Genomic DNA, 17,988 nt, shown 5'->3' with positions numbered 1-17,988 from the left:
TGTCGCGCCGCTTCCCGGACGTAGTTCGGCCGAATGTCCAGCCGCCCCGGGGCTCGGCTCCGCCTCGTGCCCGCGTGGCCCCCGGGCGTGGTTCGGTCCCGTGCCGCGCGGCTTCCCGGACGTAGTTCGGCCGAATGTGCAGCCGCCCCGGGGCTCGGCTCCGCCTCGTGCCCGCGTGGCCCCCGGGCGTGGCTCGGTGCCGTGCCGCGCGGCTTCCCGGACGTAACTTTGCCTATCGCTCCGCCGACCCCGGGGACGCGGCTCAGCTCGCCCGCTCCGCATCCCCCGAGCCCAGCTCCGTCCAGCAGCGGCCACACCCCTCCGCCCCCGCAGACGCCGACCGTCTCACCGACGCGCCGTCACCGTTCCCTCCACGGCGAACAGTTGTTCTTCCACGTGGTCCAGGGCCAGACGCAGCGCTCCCGTCGCCACGGCCGCCTCGCCGAGGACGGACAGGGCCACGCGGGGCGGGCGCAGGCAGTAGCGGGCCAGTTCGCGGCGCAGCGGGTCGAGTACGCCGTCGAGGCCGGCCGCCCAGCCGCCGATCACGACCAGCTCCGGGTCCAGGGCCAGCACCAGCGCGGCCACGTCGTGGACGAGACGCTGGATGAACCGCTCCACAGCCGCCGTCGCCCGCCGGTCGCCCTTGCGGGCCAGCGCGAACACCTCCGCCACCGCCTGCTCGTCCAGGGGGTGCAGCGGCTCGTCGGTGGTGGACAGCAGCGTCTCCGGGGTCACCTCCCGGCCCAGCAGGTGCAGCGCGCCGATCTCCCCGGCCGCGCCGCCGTATCCCCGGTGCAGCCGTCCGCCGATCAGCGAACCCGCGCCCGGGCTGAGCCCGGCGAGGACCATCACCACGTCGTCCGTCTCCGTCGCCGCGCCCTTCCAGTGCTCGGCGACGGCCGCCGCGTTGGCGTCGTTCTCCACCAGCACCGGGCACTTGAAGGAGCGGCTGAGCCGTTCCCCGAGCGGCAGGCCGGTCCACTGCGGCAGCGCCGTGCTCAGCCGTACCGTCCCGCCGGCCTCCACGATGCCCGGCGTGCCCACGCCCACCGCCCGCAGCGAGCCGCGCGGCACCCCGGCCCGGCGCAGCAGCTCGGCGACCGCGCCGCGCAGCCGGTCGAGCCGCTCGTCCGCGGGGGCGGTCTCGTCGACCTCCTTGGCCTGCGCGCCGAGCACCCGTCCGTCCAGGTCCGACAGCAGCGCGGCGACCCGGTGGGGACCGATCTCCAGGCCCAGCAGGTGCCCTGCCTCGGCCCGGAACCGGTACCGGCGGGCCGGCCGCCCCTGACGGCGTGCGGTGCCCTCCTCGGCCGCCTTCTCGACCACGAGCCCGGCCTCGATCAGCCCCTCCACGACCCCCTCGACCGTCGGCCGGGACAGTCCGGTGACCCGGGTGACCTCGGTGAGGGTCGCGCAGTCCGTCGCGCGCAGCGCGTGCAGCACCACCGCGGAATTGATCCTTCGCAGCAGCGAGGGATCGCCGCCGGTCAGCTGCCCCACCGTCCGTCCTTCCAGCTCGCGGGCGTGTTGGGCGGATCGTACTCGGCCCGGCGCACCCCGGCGAGTGCCGGGCCGCCCGAGCCGCGGACACACCTGGCGCCCGTCCCCGGGACCGGCCCCGCCTCAGCCCGGCGTGACGAACCCCGACTCGTAGGCGGCGATCACCGCCTGGGTGCGGTCGCGCGCGCCGACTTTGGCCAGTACGGCGCTCACGTGCGACTTCACCGTCTCCGTGCCCACGATGAGCCGGGCGGCCATCTCGGCGTTCGACAGACCGCGTGCCATCAGCCGCAGCACGTCCGCCTCCCGCTCGGTCAGACCAGCCTCCGAAAGCCGCGTCCGGGGCGGGTGGTTGTCGCCGTACCGGGCCGCGAGCCGCCGCACGGAGGCGGGGAACAGCAGCGACTCACCCTCCGCCACCAGCCGCACCGCGTGCACGATCTCGGCCGGCCGGGCCCGCTTCAGCAGGAACCCGTCGGCTCCCGCGCGCAGCGCCTCGTACACGTACTCGTCCTCCTCGAAGGTCGTCACCACGAGGATGCGGGGCGGGGAGTCGACGGTGCGCAGCACCGCGCGCGTGGCCTCGATGCCGTCCATCAGCGGCATGCGGACGTCCATCGCGACCACGTCCGGGCGCAGTTGGCGCACCAGCGGGATGACCGCCGCCCCGTCGGCCGCCTCGCCCACGACCTCGATGTCGGGCTGCGCCTCCAGCACGGCGCGCAGACCCGCGCGGACCAGGGGTTCGTCGTCCACGAGCAGTACGGTGACCGGCATCCGGCCAGCCTAGAGGGTCAGCCGAGCGGCAGTTCCGCGCGCACCCGCCAGTCCCCTTCGTGCGGCCCGGTGAGCGCGTCGCCCCCGAGCAGGGCGGCGCGCTCGCGTATGCCGCGCAGCCCGCTGCCCCCTCCCGGCGCGGGCACCGCCGCCTCCAGAGGATTGCGGACCTCCAGGACGAGCGTGCCGTCGCCGACGGCCACCCGGACCCGCACGGGGACCGCTCCCGCGTGCCGCAGCACGTTGGTCAGCGCCTCCTGGAGGATGCGGTACCCCTCCCGCGAGACCGGCCCCGGCACCGCCGCGACGGGCCCGCTCACCTCCGCGTCCATCTTGGCGCCCGAGGCACGCGCCGAGTCCAGCAGGCGGTCGGCGTCGGCCAGTGTGGGCCGGGAGCTCGCCGGCCGCTCGGACTCGCGCAGCACCCCGAGCACCCGCTCCAGGTCCTCCAGGGCGGCCCGGCCGGTCTCCTCGATGGCCACCAGGGCCCGGCCGGTGAACTCCGGATCGCCCGCCGCCCGGGCCGCCCCCGCCTGCACCACCGCCACCGTCAGGGCGTGCCCGATGGAGTCGTGCAACTCGCGCGCGATGCGCGTGCGTTCCAGCAACTGCTCGGTGCGCTCCTCCAGGGCGGCCAGCCGCTCGGCGGCGGACGGCCCGAGCAGCCGGCGGGCGAGGGCGGTGGCCAGCGCGCCGAGGACCACCACCAGCCCGTACAGGGCGAGCAGGGGAAGCGGGGCGAGCAGTCCGTACGCCCAGTGCGGCCGAGCCCAGGCCAGCAGCGGGGAGGTGGGGTCGCTGTACCCGCACGCGAGCCGGACCAGTTCGTAGGTGAGGACCGGCAGCCACACCGAGGCGAACGTGGTCGGAACCGCGAGGAGCATCCGCAGCTCCAGCCACAGCACCGTGCGCCCCCGGTCCCGCCAACTCGCGGACGGCGTGACCGAGATGCCCGTCCCGTCCGTGCCGGGCGTCAGCAGCAGCCGGGCCTGGACGCCCTCGCCCACCCGCACGGCGGGCAGGAGCCCGACCGGGACGAGGACGAGCGCGGGCACCCAGGGCTTCGACATGTCGATGAACAGCCACACGCTCTCCATCAGCATGGGCACCCACAGGTGCAGCAGGCGCGTGTACGTCGTCCCGCGCAGCAGCGGGCGAAGGAAGCGGGCCATGCGCACATCGTCGCAGGCGGCGGTGACAGCGGGCCTCCCCCGCGGGAGGGAGACGCTCTCCACCGGCGGGGGAGGAGCCGGGCGGCGCGCCCGGCCAGGCTGGAGCCATGACCAGCATCGACGTACGAGACCTCACCAAGGAGTACGGCAGCCGGCGGGCCGTGGACCACCTCACCTTCAGCGTCCGCCCCGGCCGTGTGACCGGCTTCCTCGGCCCCAACGGCGCGGGGAAGTCCACCACGATGCGGCTCGTCCTCGGCCTCGACCGGCCGACCGCCGGCACCGCGGCCATCGGCGGCCGGGCCTACGCCGAACTCGGCGAACCCTTGCGCCGGGTGGGGGCCCTGCTGGACGCCCGGGCGGCGCACGGCTCCCGGACCGCGCACGCCCATCTGCGCGCCCTGGCGGCAGCCAACCGCATCCCGGCGGGCCGGGTCGACACCGTTCTGGAGGAGACCGGGCTCGCCCAGGTGGCCGGGCGCAGGGTGAAGACGTACTCCCTCGGCATGCGCCAGCGGCTGGGCATCGCGGCGGCACTCCTCGGCGACCCCGAGGTGGTCCTGCTCGACGAACCCGCCAACGGCCTCGACCCCGAGGGCATCGTCTGGATCCGCTCCCTGCTGCGCCGGCTCGCGGGGGAGGGCCGTACCGTCCTGGTCTCCAGCCACTTGATGAACGAGACCGCCGCCTTCGCCGACCACCTGGTGATCCTCGGCCGCGGCCGGCTCCTCGCGGACACCCCGGTCCAGGAGTTCATCCACGCGCGCGTGCGGCCCGCGGTGCGGGTCCGCGGCACCGACGCGGCCGCGCTCGGCGACCTGCTCGCCCGGCACGGGCACGACGCCACCCGGGCCGCCGACGGGACCTGGACCGTGCGCCACGCACGCGTGGACGACATCGGCCGCCTCATGGCGGAGGCCGGCGTCCCCGTCCTGGAACTGGCCGCCCAGGAAGCCACCCTGGAACAGGCCTACTTCGACCTGACCGCCACGGAAGCCGAGTTCACCGCCCAGCCCCAGGAGGCCTGACCATGTCGTTCGCCCCCGCTCTGCACGCCGAGTGGATCAAGGTCCGGACGCTGCCCTCGCTCGTCGGCGGCCTCGTCGCGATCCCGGTCGTCACCACCGCGTTCTCGGCGCTCGCGGCCGCCGACGCCGACGGCACGGACCCGCTGTTCTCGGTCTTCTTCGGCGTCAGCTTCGGCCAGATCGCCGCGATCGCCTTCGGTACGACGGCCCTGTCCGCCGAGTTCCGGGGCGGCGCGCTGCGGTTGTCCCTGGCGGCCGTGCCCGACCGGCGGCGCTGGTTCGCCGCCAAGGCGACGGCGATCGCGCTGCCCGTGCTCGCCGTCGGATGGTTCACCGGCCTGGTCACGCTGCTGGTAGGCAAGGCCGTGCTCGGTTCCTCGGGTCCGGGCTGGGGCGAGGGCCTGCGCGGTGCCGTCGGCTGCGGTCTGCACCTCACGCTGATGGCCCTGTTCGGCGCCGGCGTCGCGGCCGTGCTGCGCAGCGGTGTCGCGACCCTCTCCGTGCTGATCCCGTTCCTGCTGATCGTGTCCTTCGTCATCGGCGACATGTCCTCGGGCGTCGCCGACCTGCTGCCCGACCGGGCCGGCCAAGTGGTCCTGCACAGCGGCTGGGACGGCGCCCTCGGGCCCTGGACCGGGCTCGGGGTGACCGCGCTGTGGGCGGCGGCCGCGCTGCTCGCCGGGCTGTGGAGCCTGCGGCGCAGGGACGCCTGACGGCACGCCAATTGTCAGTGGCGGCCGGTTTACTGGATCACATGGACTTCGCGAAGTGCCTGACCCTCATAGACGTGCTGTGCGCCCGGGAGTTCCCGGCCGCGCACGGCAGGTCGGAGCACGGCGAGAGCGGCCCCGGCTACCACATAGCCGCCTTACAGACCAGCGACGGCTTCTGGGACGACGACGGCACGGAGTGGGAGGATACGGCGGCCCAGTACGAGGCCGACCGGGACGGACTGGCCGAGCGGCTGACGGAGCGTTGGGGTCCCGCCCACCGCTTCAGTCTGCGCGGCGCACTCGTCCGGACGATGGAGGGCGAGGACGTCGGCGAACCGTGGGCCGGCCTCAGCGAGCACGTGCCCGACCTCCACCTGTGGGCGGCGGCGGACTCGGGCCGCTGGGTCGCCCTCGGCGTGTCCCACGGGGGCCGGGAGCTGCCCCTTCAGCTCCTGGGCGTGGTGACGGACACCGATCCGCCCTGATCCGCCGCGCCCGCAGCTTCCCGCAGCCGCGCGAACTCCTGCGCCATCGTCGCCGCCGTCCAGTGCGCGTTCAGCCCGCTGGGATTGGGCAGCACCCACACCCGGGCGTCCCCGACCGTCCGCTCCTGCGGACCCACCTGAGCCCCGCGGTCCCCGAACGCGGCGCGGTACGCGGTCACACCGACCACGGCCAGCCACCCCGGCCGCCACCGCGACACCTTGGCCGTCAGCAGCCGCCCGCCCTCGAGGTACTCCTCGGCGCTCAGCTCGTCGGCCCGCGCGGTCGCCCGCGCCACCACGTTCGTGATCCCCAGCCCGTACGTCAGCAGCTCCTGCTGCTCGGCGGGCTTCAGCAGCCGCGGGGTGAAGCCCGACAGATGCAGCACCGGCCAGAAACGGTTGCCGGGGCGGGCGAAGTGATGGCCCGTGGCCGCCGTCATCAGGCCCGGGTTGATGCCGCAGAAGAGCACACGGAGGCCGTCCGCGACCACGTCCGGGACGAGGCGGTCGCGGGCGGCCTCCAGTTCCGCCCGGGTGAGGCGGGTCAGAGGATCGCTCCGGGGGTGTAGCCGGCGGCCTCCGGGTGCTGCTTGACGATCTCGTCGATCCGGCCGACGACGACACCGACCTGGGCGGCGGCGGCGCCGGTGAAGGACAGCTTGTCGGCCATCAGGGCCGCGAGCTGCTCGCGGTCGAGCGGCAGCCGCTCGTCGGCGGCGAGCTTGTCCAGCAGATCGTTGCGCTCGGCGCCCTGCTCGCGCATGGCGAGCGCGGTGGCCACGGCGTTCTCCTTGATCGCCTCGTGCGCGACCTCACGGCCGACGCCGGCCCGCACGGCGCCCATGAGCACCTTCGTGGTGGCGAGGAACGGCAGGTAGCGGTCCAGCTCACGGGCGACGACGGCCGGGAAGGCGCCGAACTCGTCGAGCACGGTCAGGAACGTCTCCAGCAGGCCGTCGAGGGCGAAGAACGCGTCCGGCAGCGCGACCCGGCGCACCACCGAGCAGGACACGTCGCCCTCGTTCCACTGGTCGCCCGCCAGCTCGCCGGTCATCGACGCGTAGCCGCGCAGGATCACCATCAGGCCGTTGACGCGCTCGCAGGAGCGGGTGTTCATCTTGTGCGGCATCGCCGAGGAGCCGACCTGGCCCGGCTTGAAGCCCTCGGTGACCAGTTCGTGGCCCGCCATCAGGCGGACCGTCTTGGCCAGCGACGACGGCGCCGCGGCGAGCTGCACCAGGGCGGTGACGACCTCGTAGTCCAGGGAGCGCGGGTAGACCTGGCCGACCGAGGTGAACGCCTGCGAGAAGCCCAGGTGCCCCGCGATGCGGTCCTCCAGCTCGGCGAGCTTCGACGCGTCGCCGCCGAGCAGGTCCAGCATGTCCTGCGCGGTGCCGACCGGGCCCTTGATGCCGCGCAGCGGGTAGCGGCCGAGCAGCTCCTCGACCCGGCCGTACGCCACGAGCAGCTCGTCGGCGGCGGTCGCGAACCGCTTGCCGAGGGTGGTGGCCTGCGCGGCCACGTTGTGCGAGCGGCCGGCCATCACCAGCTCGGCGTACTCGCCCGCCAGCTTGCCCAGGCGCGCCAGGACGGCCACCGTGCGGTCGCGCATCAGCTCGAGCGACAGCCGGATCTGCAGCTGCTCGACGTTCTCGGTGAGGTCGCGGGAGGTCATGCCCTTGTGCACGTGCTCGTGCCCGGCGAGGTCGTTGAACTCCTCGATCCGTGCCTTGACGTCGTGCCGGGTGACCTTCTCGCGCTCGGCGATCGAGGCCAGGTCGACGGTGTCGAGGACACGCTCGTAGTCGGCGAGCGCCGCGTCCGGCACCTCGATGCCGAGGTCCTTCTGGGCCCGCAGCACGGCGAGCCAGAGCTGCCGCTCCAGCTTCACCTTCTGCTCGGGGGACCAGAGCGTGGCGAGCTCGGCGGAGGCGTAGCGTCCGGCGAGGACGTTCGGGATGCGGGGCTTGGCGGGCGCTGAAGTCACGTAGACGGATTCTACTGGCGATTCGTGCAGGCCAGCGCCATGGGGTCGTTCGTCGGAAGCTACGAGACGCGCGCCACGTCCCTCCGGACGGGCGGCGGGGCTACGACCGCGTCCCGTACGGCAGCAGCTCGGGCCGCTTCGCCGGGCGGCCGTCGCCGGAGGAGCGCCCGGTCAGGCGCCGTCCTATCCAGGGCAGCAGGTGCTGCCGGGCGAACCGCACGTCCGCCACCCGGCGCGTCGCCCAGCCGGGCGGCGGCGTGGCGGGCATCGGCGTGTGCCACTCGGTGTCCTCGGCCTCGTGCCCGAGCGTCTGCCAGACGGCCTCGGCGACCCGGCGGTGGCCCTCGGCGTTCAGGTGCAGCCGGTCCACGTCCCACAGCCGCGGGTCGGCGAGGGACGGCGCCCCGTACAGGTCGACCACCAGCGCGCCGTGCTTCGCCGCCAGTTCGTCGACGACGCCGAACAGCTCCTCCATGCGCGGCCTGAACCGCTCCAGCACCGGCCCCTGGCGGCCCGGGCTGCGCATCAGCACGAGCTGCCGGCACGACGGAGCCAGCCGTTCCACCGCCTCGGTCAGCAGACCGCGCACGCGGCCCATGTCGCACTTGGGCCGCAGGGTGTCGTTGAGCCCGCCGACGAGGGTGATCACGTCGGCGTCCATCGCCGCCGCCACGGGCACCTGCTCGTCGACGATCTGCCCGATCAGCTTCCCGCGCACGGCCAGGTTGGCGTACCGGAACCCGGGGGTGCGGGCGGCCATCCGCGCGGCGAGGAGATCGGCCCAGCCCCGGTAGGAGCCGTCGGGGAGCAGGTCCGACATGCCCTCGGTGAAGGAGTCGCCGACCGCGACCAGGCTGGAGTAAGCGGGAGGTGTGGGATTCGTGTGCATGGCGACAGAGATGGTATCCCGGCGGCATACCCGTCGGTCGGTCGCCCTCGACGGCACACGGGGCCGCCCCCGGCCGGCGCCCTCACGCGGGCTGGCCGAACAGCTGCCGCAGCACGTCCTCCATGGTCACCAGGCCGGCCAGCCGCCCGTCCTCGCCGAGGACGGCCGCCACGTGCGTGCGGCTGCCGCGCATCGCGGTGAGCACGTCGTCCAGCGGGGTGGTCTCCCGCACGCGCGCGATGGACCGCATGTCCCGCAGCCGGAACGGCACGTCCCGGGGCGAGGCGTCAAGGGCGTCCTTGACGTGCAGGTAGCCGACGATCCGGCGGCCCTCGTCGACCACCGGGAAGCGGGAGAAGCCCGACGTGGCCGACAGCCGCTCCAGCTGTTCCGGGGTGACGCCCACGCGCGCGTAGACCACCCGCTCCAGCGGCACCACGACGTCCCGCACCGGGCGGCTGCCCAGCTCCAGCGCGTCGTGCAGCCGCTCCTGCGCCCGGTCGTCGATCAGGCCGGCCTCGCTGGCGTCCTTGACGATCTCGGCGAGCTGGGCGTCCGTGAAGGTCGCCGCGACCTCGCTCTTGGCCTCGACCCTGAGCAGCTTCAGCAGCCCGTTCGCGAAGGCGTTGACGGTGAAGATCACCGGCCGCAGCGCCCGGGACAGTGCGACCAGGGGAGGGCCGAGCAGCAGCGCGCTGCGCACCGGCTCGGCGAGCGCGATGTTCTTCGGCACCATCTCGCCCAGCAGCATGTGCAGGTACGTCGCCAGGGTCAGCGCGATCACGAAGGACACGGCGTGCCCCGCGCCCTCGGACACGCCGAGCGCGTGGAACACCGGCTCCAGCAGGTGCGCGATCGCCGGCTCGGCGACCACGCCCAGGACCAGCGTGCACAGGGTGATGCCGAGCTGGGCGGCGGCCAGCAGGGCGGAGACGTGCTCCAGGCCCCACAGCACGCTGCGCGCCCGCCGGTCGCCCTCCTGGGCCAGCGGCTCGATCTGCGAGCGGCGCACGGAGATCAGCGCGAACTCCGCGCCCACGAAGAAGGCGTTGACGACCAGCGTCGCCAGTCCGATGAGCAGCTGTACGGCGGTCATCGCGCCCCCTCCGTCGTCCCGTCGCTGCGCGCGGCGCCGCGCGGAGCGGCCCGCCGCTCGTGCCGCTCGTGCCGCTCGTCGTCCAGGGGCGTGTGCAGCAGGACCCGGGCCGCCCGGCGGCCCGAGGCGTCCACGACGTCGAGGCGCCAGCCGGCCACCTCGACGACGTCCCCGACCGCGGGTATGCGGCCCAGCTCGGTGGCCACGAGACCGGCCAGGGTCTCGTACGGCCCCTCGGGGACCCGCAGGCCCACGCGCGCGAGCTGGTCCATACGGGCGGCGCCGTCCGCCGAGTACAGGGCGCGGCCCTCCTGGTCGGCGCCGGCGGGGGCCAGGTCGGGGGTCTCGTGCGGGTCGTGCTCGTCCCGGACCTCGCCGACGACCTCCTCGACGATGTCCTCCAGCGTCGCCACGCCCGCGGTGCCGCCGTACTCGTCGATGACGACGGCCATGGTGCGCTTGCCGGACAGCCGGTCCAGCAGCCGGTCGACGGTCAGGGACTCGGGCACCAGCAGGAGCTCGCGCATCACGTGGGTGACGGAGCGGTGGCGCCGCTCCTCGGCGGGCATCGCCAGCACGTCCTTGATGTGGGCGACGCCGACGACCGAGTCGAGGCTGCCGTGGTAGACCGGGAACCGGGACAGGCCGGTCGCCCGGGTCGCGTTCGCCACGTCCTCGCAGGTGGCCTGGGCGTCGAGGGCGACGACCTGCACGCGCGGGGTCATCACGTTCTCCGCCGTCAGGTCGGCCAGGTTCAGCGTCCGGACGAACAACTCGGCGGTGTCCGCCTCCAGGGCGCCCTCCTTGGCGGAGTGCCGGGCGAGAGCCGCCAGCTCCTGGGGACCGCGCGCGGAGGCCAGCTCCTCGGCGGGCTCCAGGCCGATGCGGCGCACACACCGGTTGGCGGTGTCGTTCAGGTGGGTGATGAAGGGGCGGAAAGCGGCGCTGAACCAGCGCTGCGCGCTGCCCACCGTCTTGGCCACGGCCAGCGGCGAGGAGATCGCCCAGTTCTTGGGCACCAGCTCACCGACGACCATCAGGAACACGGTCGACAGGGCCGTGCCCAGCACCAGCGCGACGGAACTCGCCGTGGTGGGCGTGAGGCCCATCGCCCGGAACGGCCCGGCGAGCAGCTTCGCGATCGACGGCTCGGCGAGCATGCCGACCACCAGGTTGGTGACGGTGATACCGAGCTGGGCGCCTGAGAGCTGGAACGTCAGGTTCCGCACGGCCTTCAGGGCGCCGGCGGCCCCGCGCTCGCCGCGCTCGGCGGCCCGCTCCAGCTCGCCGCGCTCGACCGTGGTCAGCGAGAACTCGGCCGCGACGAAGGCGCCGCAGGCGAGCGAGAGCAGGATGGCCACCAGGAGGAGGAGCACTTCGGTCATCGGGTCACCCCCGTCCCATGGTCGGACAGGGTGGGGTGGATCGCGCGGTGTCGGGGACCGGGAGGATCGCCCATGGGCGGACGCTCACAACCTCTCATGAAGGGCCGAGTGCTCCCTCAATGGTAAAGGATGGGCAAAGAGTCCGGGTGCCGGTCCCCAGGTGCCGGTCCCCGGGCCCGCCTCGGTTCAGCCGGCGAGGGGCTTCACCCAGCGCCGCCACCGCTCCTCCGGCGCGTACCCGGCCGCCCGCCAGGCGTGCTGCGCCCGCTCGTTGCGCACCAGCACCATCGCGTCCCCGCGCCGCCCCCCGAGCCGTACGAACCGCTCCTCGGCCGCCGCCAGCAGCGCCGAGCCGATCCCCTGCCTGCGCAGCTCCGGACGGACGGCGAGCCGGTACAGATGGCAGCGCCAGCCGTCGAAACCGGCGATCACCGTGCCGGCCAGCTCCCCCTCCCGCTCGGCCAGGATGAGGGCCTCGGGATCACGCTCGACCAGCCGCTCCAGCCCGGCGCGGTCGTCGCTGATACTGGTCCCCTCGGCGGCCGTCCTCCAGAAGGCGAGGACGTCGTCGAGGTCGGCGGGCCGGGCGGCACGTAGGCGCAGTTCCGTCATGCGGCCCACCCCATCACGGGGGGCCGCTCCCGCCCGCGAATTCCACCATGCGGACTCCCGCCGGACTCCCGCCGGGCGTCCGGGAGCACCGCGCCCGTACCGCCCCGGAACGCTGCCCCGCGGCCTCGCGGGGTGCGCCGTCACTCGTGCGCGATGGCCGCGAGCACGTTCATCCGGGACGCCCGCAGCGCCGGCAGCAGGGCCGCCACGATGCCCACGACCGCCGAGCCGACCACGACCGCCACGATCGTGCCCCAGGGGATCGCGAGCGCCGTCATGCCCTGCAGGGCCAGCACCCGCTGGACGCACACCCCCCACACCAGCCCGAGCCCCAGTCCCAGGACCGCGCCGAACACCGCGATCACCACCGACTCCAGCCGGATCATCCGCCGCAACTGCCGCCGGCCGAGCCCGATCGCCCGCAGCAGCCCGATCTCCCGGGTGCGCTCCACCACCGACAGCGCCAGCGTGTTGACCACCCCGAGCACCGCGATGACGATCGCCAGGCCCAGCAGCGCGTACACGAGGTAGAGCAGGACCGCGATCTGGTCGTGCACCAGCTTCTTGTAGTCGGCCTGGTCGCGGACCTGGACCTGCGGATAGGGCTTCAGCGTCCGCTCAAGACGCGCGCGCAGCGCGTCGGCGCCGGTGCCGGACGCCTTGTCGACGTAGAGCGCCGCGTCCTGGCCGCCGGGCACGTACTTCTCCACGGCGGCGATGCCGAGGAACAGGCCGCCCTGCGAGCCGAAGCCGCCGCTGCCGTCCTGGTCCGTGAGGGCGCCCACCGTCATCCGGGCCGTACGGCCGCCGGGGAACCCGACGGTGACCGTGCTGCCCAGGCGCACCCCGTGGTCCCGGGCGAAGGAGGCGTCCATGCCGAGGCCGCCGTCGGCGAGCGCGGCGGCGGTGTTCCCGGCCGCGTAGGTGACGTGGGCGACCTGGTCGAGCCTGGAGTCGTAACCGGCGGCGGTCGTGGTCACCCGCTTGCCGTCGGGCAGCCGGACCGCCACCGGTGCGAACCGCTGCCGCACCACGAGCCGTACGCCCTCGGTGTCGCGCACCTTGTCGGTGATCTCCCGGGTGAACGGCATGAAGTTGGCGTTCTGGACGGTGAAGTCGGCGCCCAGCGTCTTGTCGATCTGCCGGTCGAACGACGCGGACATGGAGGCACTGGCCACCGACATCCCGCCGACCAGCGCCAGACCCACCATCAGCGCGGCCGCGGTGGCACCGGTGCGGCGCGGATTGCGCAGGGCGTTGCGCTGGCTCATCCGGCCGACCGGTCCGAACAGCGCCGGGAAGGCGCCGCCCAGGACCCGGATCACCGGCCGCACCAGCAGCGGCCCCGCGATCACCGTCGCGATCAGCGTCAGCACGACGCCGAGGCCCAGCAAGGAGGCGGCCGAACCGGTCCGGGAGGCCGCCGCGCACCCGGCGAGCGCCGCCGCGCCCACCGCTCCCACCAGGGTTCCGGTGATCGCCCGCGCCTTCAACGGCTTGCCCACGCCGGCGACTTCGGCGTCCGCGAGGGCGGCCATGGGCGAGACGCCCGCCGCGCGCCGCGCGGGCAGATAGGCGGCGACGAAGGTGACGCCGACGCCGACGGCGTACGCCGCCACCGGTGTGCCCCAGCCGATCACCATCTCCGTGGCCTTCAGGTTCATCCCGAACGCCCCCATCAGCCGGATCAGCCCGAACGCCAGCCCGATCCCGGCCGCCAGGCCGAGGGTGGAACCGGTGACACCGAGCAGCACCGCCTCCGTGAGCACCGACCGCCGCACCTGCCGCCGGTCGGCGCCGAGCGCCCGCAGCAGGCCGAGCTCGCGCGTGCGCTGGGCGATCAGCATGGAGAAGGTGTTGACGATCAGGAAGACGCCGACCAGCACGGCGATGCCGGCGAAGCCGAGCATCACCCACTTGATGACGTCGAGGAAGCCGCCGAGGTCGGCCGCGGCCGACCTGGCCCGCTCGTCGGCGGTCTTCAGGTCGTACGGACCGGGGCCGATCGCCTCGCCGACGCGCCGCTTGAGTTCCCGGTCGGTCACGCCCGGGGCGGCGTCCACGGAGATGCCGGTGGCCCGGTCGGCGGAGCCGAGCAGTTCACGGCCCGCCACCGCGGGGTCGAGGAACACCAGGGCAGAACCGGGGTTGGTCGTGGTGAACGTGGCGATGCCGACCACGCGCACCGGGAACGTGCCGGGCTGGGCCTGCACCCGCAGCGTGTCGCCGATCCGTACGTGCCTCTTGCCGGCGGTGTCCGCGTCGAGGAGCGCCTCGCCCGCACCGTGCGGCGCGTGCCCGGAGGTCAGCTTCACCGGGCTGCGACGGGTGACGTACCACGAGGTGGCGATCGTGGGGGCGCCGCTGGTCGGACCGACGGACCGGTCGTGGCGGTCGACCACCACCACGTACGGTACCGAGACGTCCGCGTGGGCCGCCGCGACGCCGTCGACCGCCGCCACCCGGTCCCGCAGGGCCGCGGGGACGGTCTGCACCGCGCCGCTGGGCGCCCGGGACTTCAGGTCCTCCTTCGGCTCGACCGTCACATCGGCGGAGGTCGAGGCGAACAGCCGGTCGAAGGTGCGGGCGACGGTGTCGGAGAAGATCAGGCTGCCCGCGACGAACGCCACGGACAGGACGACGGCCAGCGCGGACAGCGCGAGCCGGCCCTTGTGCGCCAGGAAGCTCCGCAGGGTGGCCTTGAGCACCGGGTCAGTCCTCCCGGGCGCCGTCGTCGCCGCCGCGCCGTCCGCGCACCGCGTCGAAGGCCTTCATGCGTTCGAGCACGGCGTCCGCCGTCGGGCGCTCCATCTCGTCCACGATCCGCCCGTCGGCGAGGAACAGCACCAGGTCGGAGTGGGCGGCGGCGCCCGGGTCGTGGGTCACCATGACGACGGTCTGCCCGAGGTCGTCGACGGCGTCGCGAAGGAAGCCCAAAACTTCCAGCCCCGCCCGCGAGTCCAGGTTTCCGGTGGGCTCGTCGGCGAAGATCAGCTCGGGGCGCGAGGCCAGCGCCCGCGCGCACGCGACGCGTTGCTGCTGGCCGCCCGAGAGCTGGGCCGGGCGGTGGGTCAGCCGCGCGCGCAGTCCCAGGGTGTCTATGACCTGGTCCAGCCACTTCTCGTCGGGCCTGCGGCCCGCGATGTTCATCGGCAGGGTGATGTTCTCCGCCGCGTTCAGCGTCGGGATGAGGTTGAACGACTGGAACATGAACCCGATCCGGTCCCGCCTGAGCCGGGTCAGCTCCCGCTCCTTCAGACCGGTGATCTCCGTGTCGCCGAGCCACACCTGACCGGCCGACACGTCGTCGAGGCCCGCCAGACAGTGCATCAGCGTGGACTTGCCCGAACCCGAGGGGCCCATCACGGCGGTGAACCGGCCGCGCGCGATGTCCACGTCCACCGAGTCCAGGGCGAGCACCGTCGTCTCGCCCGAGCCGTACGCCTTGGTCAGCCCGCGCGCGCGGGCCGCGATCCCGCCGTCCGGCGCCCGCCCCGGCGCGTGCTGCGCAGCTGCTGTGGACAAGACCGCCTCCCGGGTCGTCGACTCCCTCGTCCCGGCCGAGGGTAGTGTGACCGGCCCCACAGCCGGTATCCCTCGTGGGGCCGAGACGTGAGCGCGTGTAAGGGGCACCTTCTGGTGGCGGTGGCGGTGGCGGTGGCGGTGGCGGTGGCGGTGGCGGTGGCGGTGGCGGTGGCCAGGCCGGTTGCGGGCGCTTGCCGTTGCTAGCACTTCGGCGCTAGCTTCGAAGCATGGCGAAGACCCAGCTGAACGTACGCGTGGACGAGGACACCGCCCGCGCGGCACGCGAGCGCGCGACGGCCCGTGGCATGAGCGTCAACCGCTACATCGAGGAGCTGGTCAGACAGGACGCCGGGGAGGCCGGCCGCGCCTTCGTGGACGCCGCCGCCGACTTCATGAGGCAGTACGAGTCCGTGTTCGCCGAGGAGTTCACCGAGGCGCGCGGCACCGGCGCGGGCGAGGGCCACGGCTGATCCCTTGAACGATCTCAGCATCGACCTCGCCTGGCTGCTGATGCTCGCCGAGCAGCGCACGCCCGGGGACCCGCAGGTCACCGACTGGGGTGCGCTGGTCGCCGCGGTCGCCCGCCACCGGGCCGAGATATTCGGCGTGCCCGTCTACGACTCCCCGCACGCCCGCGCCGCCGCACTGCTCCAGCTCCTGCTGCACGTGCCCGCGCTGGAGCGCTCCAACGCGCTGTTCGCCTCGGCCGTGGCCTACGCCTACCTGGTCGCCAGCGGCCAGAAGGTGGTCACCACGCCCGAGCAGGTCCGCGACCTCGCCCGGTTGGTGAAGAGCGGTGAGGCGGGCGTCGACGACATCGCCCGTGAGCTGCGCCGCTGGAGTCTGTGATCACCGCTCGGCCGGCTCCGGGGGCCGCCACGCCACGCCGAGCGAGCAGTAGGAGGTGGGCAGCCGCGGGCCCTTCTCCGGCATCAGCACCCGTCGCTGCGGGCCGAGTTCGAACCCGGCCTCGCGCAGCGCGGCCACCGGGTCGCGGGACAGATGGCAGCCGCCGGTCAGGGCCGGCCACACGGTGCGGTCCAGGGTGCGCTGGGTCAGTGTCATCACCCGGCCGCCGCCCCGCCCGTGCTCGAAGTAGCGCACCTCGCCGCCCGGTCTGAGCACCCGCCGCACCTCGCCCAGCGCCCGCCGTACGTCCCGCACACTGCACATCACCAGCGACAGCACGGCCGCGTCGAACGCCTCGCTCTTCACCGGCAGGGCCTCCGCGGCGCCCGGGACCACGTCGACCGGCACCTGGGCGCGCAGCGCCGCCCGCAGCGCCAAGCCCCGGAGCAGCGGCTCCGGTTCGATGGCGACGACCTCCGCGACGGCTCCTGGGTAATGGGCGAAGTTCAGGCCGTTGCCGGCGCCGATCTCGATCACCCGCCCCGACAGCCCGGCGAGCAGCCGCTCGCGTATCCCGGCCATGCCGAGGCGCGTCTCGGCGTCGACGCTGAACCGGGCGTAGTAGCGGGCGAAGATGGGATGGTGGACGGGGCTTCGTGCCGCGGCGCCGGAACCGGCCGACGACAAGCGCATGGCAACCTCCCGGACGGGTCGGTCCTACGGTGAGTGTCCCCCGCGAAGCCCCGTTCCACCCTTGCCGGCGGGTCCGTACGGCCCACCGACGACCACCGCTCCCCGCCCGCCCCACACGCCCCGGGCGTAGGCCTGTCGGGGGCGCCGGGGGGCGGGTCGGACCCGTCCGCCGCGGTCAGGCTCGGTCCGCTCGGACCCGTCCGGCTTGGTCCGGCGCAGCCGGGCCCGGCCCGGTCCGGCTCAGCCGTTCCAGTGTGGCTCGGCTCAGCCTGTCCGAGCCCGGCCCAGGCCAAGCCCTGGCCCAGCCAGGCGCAGGCTGGCCCGGGGTAGACCGGGCTAGGGTCGGCCCGGTCGGCCCGGTCGGTCCGGTCGGGTCCGGTCGGGTCCGGCGCACCACTGCCAGGCTCGGCCGAGGAGGGCCGTCCAGCCCGGCTCGGTTCACCCAAGCCCAGCTCACCCCAGGCCCGCTCACCCCAGGCCGGTCCGACCTGAGCCCGCTCGGACCAGGCCGGCCCACCCACCGAGCCCCGGCCCACCACCCCTGCCCCGAAACCCCTCAGCGCGCCTCGCGGATGCGGAACGCCTCCGCGTCCCAGGTGCCTTCGAGGCGGGGGGCCAGCCATTCCGGGGCCCTCGTGCGGAACTCGGTGGGAGGGAGGGCGCCCGCGCCGGCGGGGAGTGCGCCGAGCAGGGGCACTCCGGCGACCTCCGGCAGGTCGGCGACGTTGCAGCGGCAGGCGAGGTCGGGCTCGTCCGGCCAGCTGCCGATCACCACACCGGCCGGTTCGATCTCACGCGCCCGCAGTTCACGGGCCGTCAGCTCCGTGGTGTTCAGCGTGCCGAGACCGGCGGAGGCGACCACCAGCACCGGCGCGTCCAGCAGCCGGGCCGCGTCCGCCAGTGTCCCGCCGGCCGCGTCGAACCGTACGAGCAGCCCGCCCGCGCCCTCGACCAGCACCAGGTCGTGCTCGGTCGCCAGCTTGGCCGCGGCCTCGGCCACCTCCCGCGGATGCACCGGGGCCATCCCGGCCCGCCGGGCCGCCGTACCCGGTGCCAGCGGCTCCGGGAAGCGGGCCAGCTCGGTGGCCGTCACCGGCCCCGCGAGCCGCGCGACCTCGTCGGCGTCCCCGCGCTCGTCCGGCCGTACCCCGGTCTGCGCGGCCTTCAGCACGGCCACCGACCGCCCGGCCGCGAGCGCCGCGGCGGCGACGGCCGCGGTCGTGACGGTCTTGCCGACCTCCGTGCCCGTCCCCGTGATCACCAGTACCGGCATC

General features: G+C 74.3%; 18 protein-coding genes. 5 read left to right on the top strand and 13 right to left on the bottom strand.

All coding sequences use genetic code 11. The annotated features are described in order from the left end of the window. Positions 1-345: 345 nt before the first annotated feature. From PV343_RS02325 to PV343_RS02315, 3 genes are all read right to left on the bottom strand, one after another. Positions 346-1,503, bottom strand: a complete 1,158-nt coding sequence (locus tag PV343_RS02325; protein ID WP_319145049.1) for an ROK family transcriptional regulator — start codon at positions 1,501-1,503, stop codon at positions 346-348. A 123-nt stretch (positions 1,504-1,626) separates the two neighbouring features. Further along, positions 1,627-2,280 (bottom strand): response regulator transcription factor, encoded by a 654-nt coding sequence (locus tag PV343_RS02320; protein WP_319145048.1) that lies wholly within the window; start codon positions 2,278-2,280, stop codon positions 1,627-1,629. 17 nt (positions 2,281-2,297) lie between these two features. Continuing rightward, positions 2,298-3,452, bottom strand: a complete 1,155-nt coding sequence (locus PV343_RS02315; protein ID WP_319145047.1) for a sensor histidine kinase — start codon at positions 3,450-3,452, stop codon at positions 2,298-2,300. A gap of 107 nt (positions 3,453-3,559) precedes the next feature. Here PV343_RS02315 and PV343_RS02310 point away from each other — a divergent pair, with 107 nt between their 5' ends. The 3 genes from PV343_RS02310 to PV343_RS02300 are packed head-to-tail and all read left to right on the top strand — an operon-like array spanning position 3,560 to position 5,678. Continuing rightward, on the top strand, positions 3,560-4,480 hold the full coding sequence (locus PV343_RS02310; protein WP_319145046.1) for an ATP-binding cassette domain-containing protein: 921 nt from the start codon (positions 3,560-3,562) through the stop codon (positions 4,478-4,480). Between the two features lie 2 nt (positions 4,481-4,482). Beyond that, the gene (locus tag PV343_RS02305; RefSeq protein WP_319145045.1) at positions 4,483-5,193 is read left to right on the top strand and encodes an ABC transporter permease subunit; all 711 of its coding nucleotides are present in this window, start codon (positions 4,483-4,485) and stop codon (positions 5,191-5,193) included. A 41-nt stretch (positions 5,194-5,234) separates the two neighbouring features. Further along, positions 5,235-5,678, top strand: a complete 444-nt coding sequence (locus PV343_RS02300; protein ID WP_319145044.1) for a hypothetical protein — start codon at positions 5,235-5,237, stop codon at positions 5,676-5,678. Here PV343_RS02300 and mug read toward each other — a convergent pair. The 8 genes from mug to PV343_RS02260 form a co-directional block, all read right to left on the bottom strand. Next, the gene (mug, locus tag PV343_RS02295; protein WP_319145043.1) at positions 5,639-6,169 is read right to left on the bottom strand and encodes a G/U mismatch-specific DNA glycosylase; all 531 of its coding nucleotides are present in this window, start codon (positions 6,167-6,169) and stop codon (positions 5,639-5,641) included. The genes PV343_RS02300 and mug overlap by 40 nt on opposite strands. Before the next feature lie 53 nt (positions 6,170-6,222). Next, complete coding sequence (purB, locus tag PV343_RS02290) at positions 6,223-7,665, bottom strand: adenylosuccinate lyase (RefSeq protein WP_319145042.1); 1,443 nt, start codon at positions 7,663-7,665, stop codon at positions 6,223-6,225. A 100-nt stretch (positions 7,666-7,765) separates the two neighbouring features. Then, complete coding sequence (locus PV343_RS02285) at positions 7,766-8,554, bottom strand: SGNH/GDSL hydrolase family protein (RefSeq protein WP_319145041.1); 789 nt, start codon at positions 8,552-8,554, stop codon at positions 7,766-7,768. An 82-nt stretch (positions 8,555-8,636) separates the two neighbouring features. Continuing rightward, positions 8,637-9,650, bottom strand: a complete 1,014-nt coding sequence (locus PV343_RS02280) for a hemolysin family protein (RefSeq protein WP_319145040.1) — start codon at positions 9,648-9,650, stop codon at positions 8,637-8,639. Next, positions 9,647-11,035: a hemolysin family protein gene (locus PV343_RS02275; RefSeq protein ID WP_319145039.1), complete on the bottom strand. Its 1,389-nt coding sequence runs from the start codon at positions 11,033-11,035 to the stop codon at positions 9,647-9,649. Before PV343_RS02275 ends, PV343_RS02280 begins: the two co-directional genes overlap by 4 nt. Before the next feature lie 186 nt (positions 11,036-11,221). Further along, a complete protein-coding gene (locus PV343_RS02270) occupies positions 11,222-11,647 on the bottom strand; it encodes a GNAT family N-acetyltransferase (RefSeq protein ID WP_319145038.1) in 426 nt (141 codons plus the stop codon). A 140-nt stretch (positions 11,648-11,787) separates the two neighbouring features. Next, positions 11,788-14,355 (bottom strand): ABC transporter permease, encoded by a 2,568-nt coding sequence (locus PV343_RS02265; RefSeq protein ID WP_319145037.1) that lies wholly within the window; start codon positions 14,353-14,355, stop codon positions 11,788-11,790. A gap of 4 nt (positions 14,356-14,359) precedes the next feature. Then, a complete protein-coding gene (locus PV343_RS02260) occupies positions 14,360-15,172 on the bottom strand; it encodes an ABC transporter ATP-binding protein (protein WP_319145036.1) in 813 nt (270 codons plus the stop codon). A 227-nt stretch (positions 15,173-15,399) separates the two neighbouring features. On the opposite strand from PV343_RS02260, the gene PV343_RS02255 reads away from it, so the two are divergent. Together PV343_RS02255 and PV343_RS02250 are read left to right on the top strand one after the other, a co-directional pair. Then, a complete protein-coding gene (locus PV343_RS02255; protein ID WP_319145035.1) occupies positions 15,400-15,642 on the top strand; it encodes a toxin-antitoxin system HicB family antitoxin in 243 nt (80 codons plus the stop codon). 4 nt (positions 15,643-15,646) lie between these two features. After that, positions 15,647-16,021: a fic family toxin-antitoxin system, toxin component gene (locus PV343_RS02250; RefSeq protein ID WP_319145034.1), complete on the top strand. Its 375-nt coding sequence runs from the start codon at positions 15,647-15,649 to the stop codon at positions 16,019-16,021. Here the strand turns inward: PV343_RS02250 and PV343_RS02245 are convergent, their stop codons facing one another. Then, on the bottom strand, positions 16,022-16,714 hold the full coding sequence (locus tag PV343_RS02245; protein WP_319145033.1) for a class I SAM-dependent methyltransferase: 693 nt from the start codon (positions 16,712-16,714) through the stop codon (positions 16,022-16,024). Positions 16,715-17,270: 556 nt separating this feature from the next. Continuing rightward, positions 17,271-17,987, bottom strand: a complete 717-nt coding sequence (bioD, locus tag PV343_RS02240; protein WP_319145032.1) for a dethiobiotin synthase — start codon at positions 17,985-17,987, stop codon at positions 17,271-17,273. Position 17,988 lies beyond the last annotated feature (1 nt).

This window comes from Streptomyces sp. WI03-4A (assembly GCF_033792105.1).
In the GTDB taxonomy this organism is placed as follows: Bacteria; Actinomycetota; Actinomycetes; order Streptomycetales; family Streptomycetaceae; genus Streptomyces; species Streptomyces collinus_A.
Note: the sequence above shows the minus strand (reverse complement) of the source record. Positions and strands in the feature narration are given on the sequence as shown.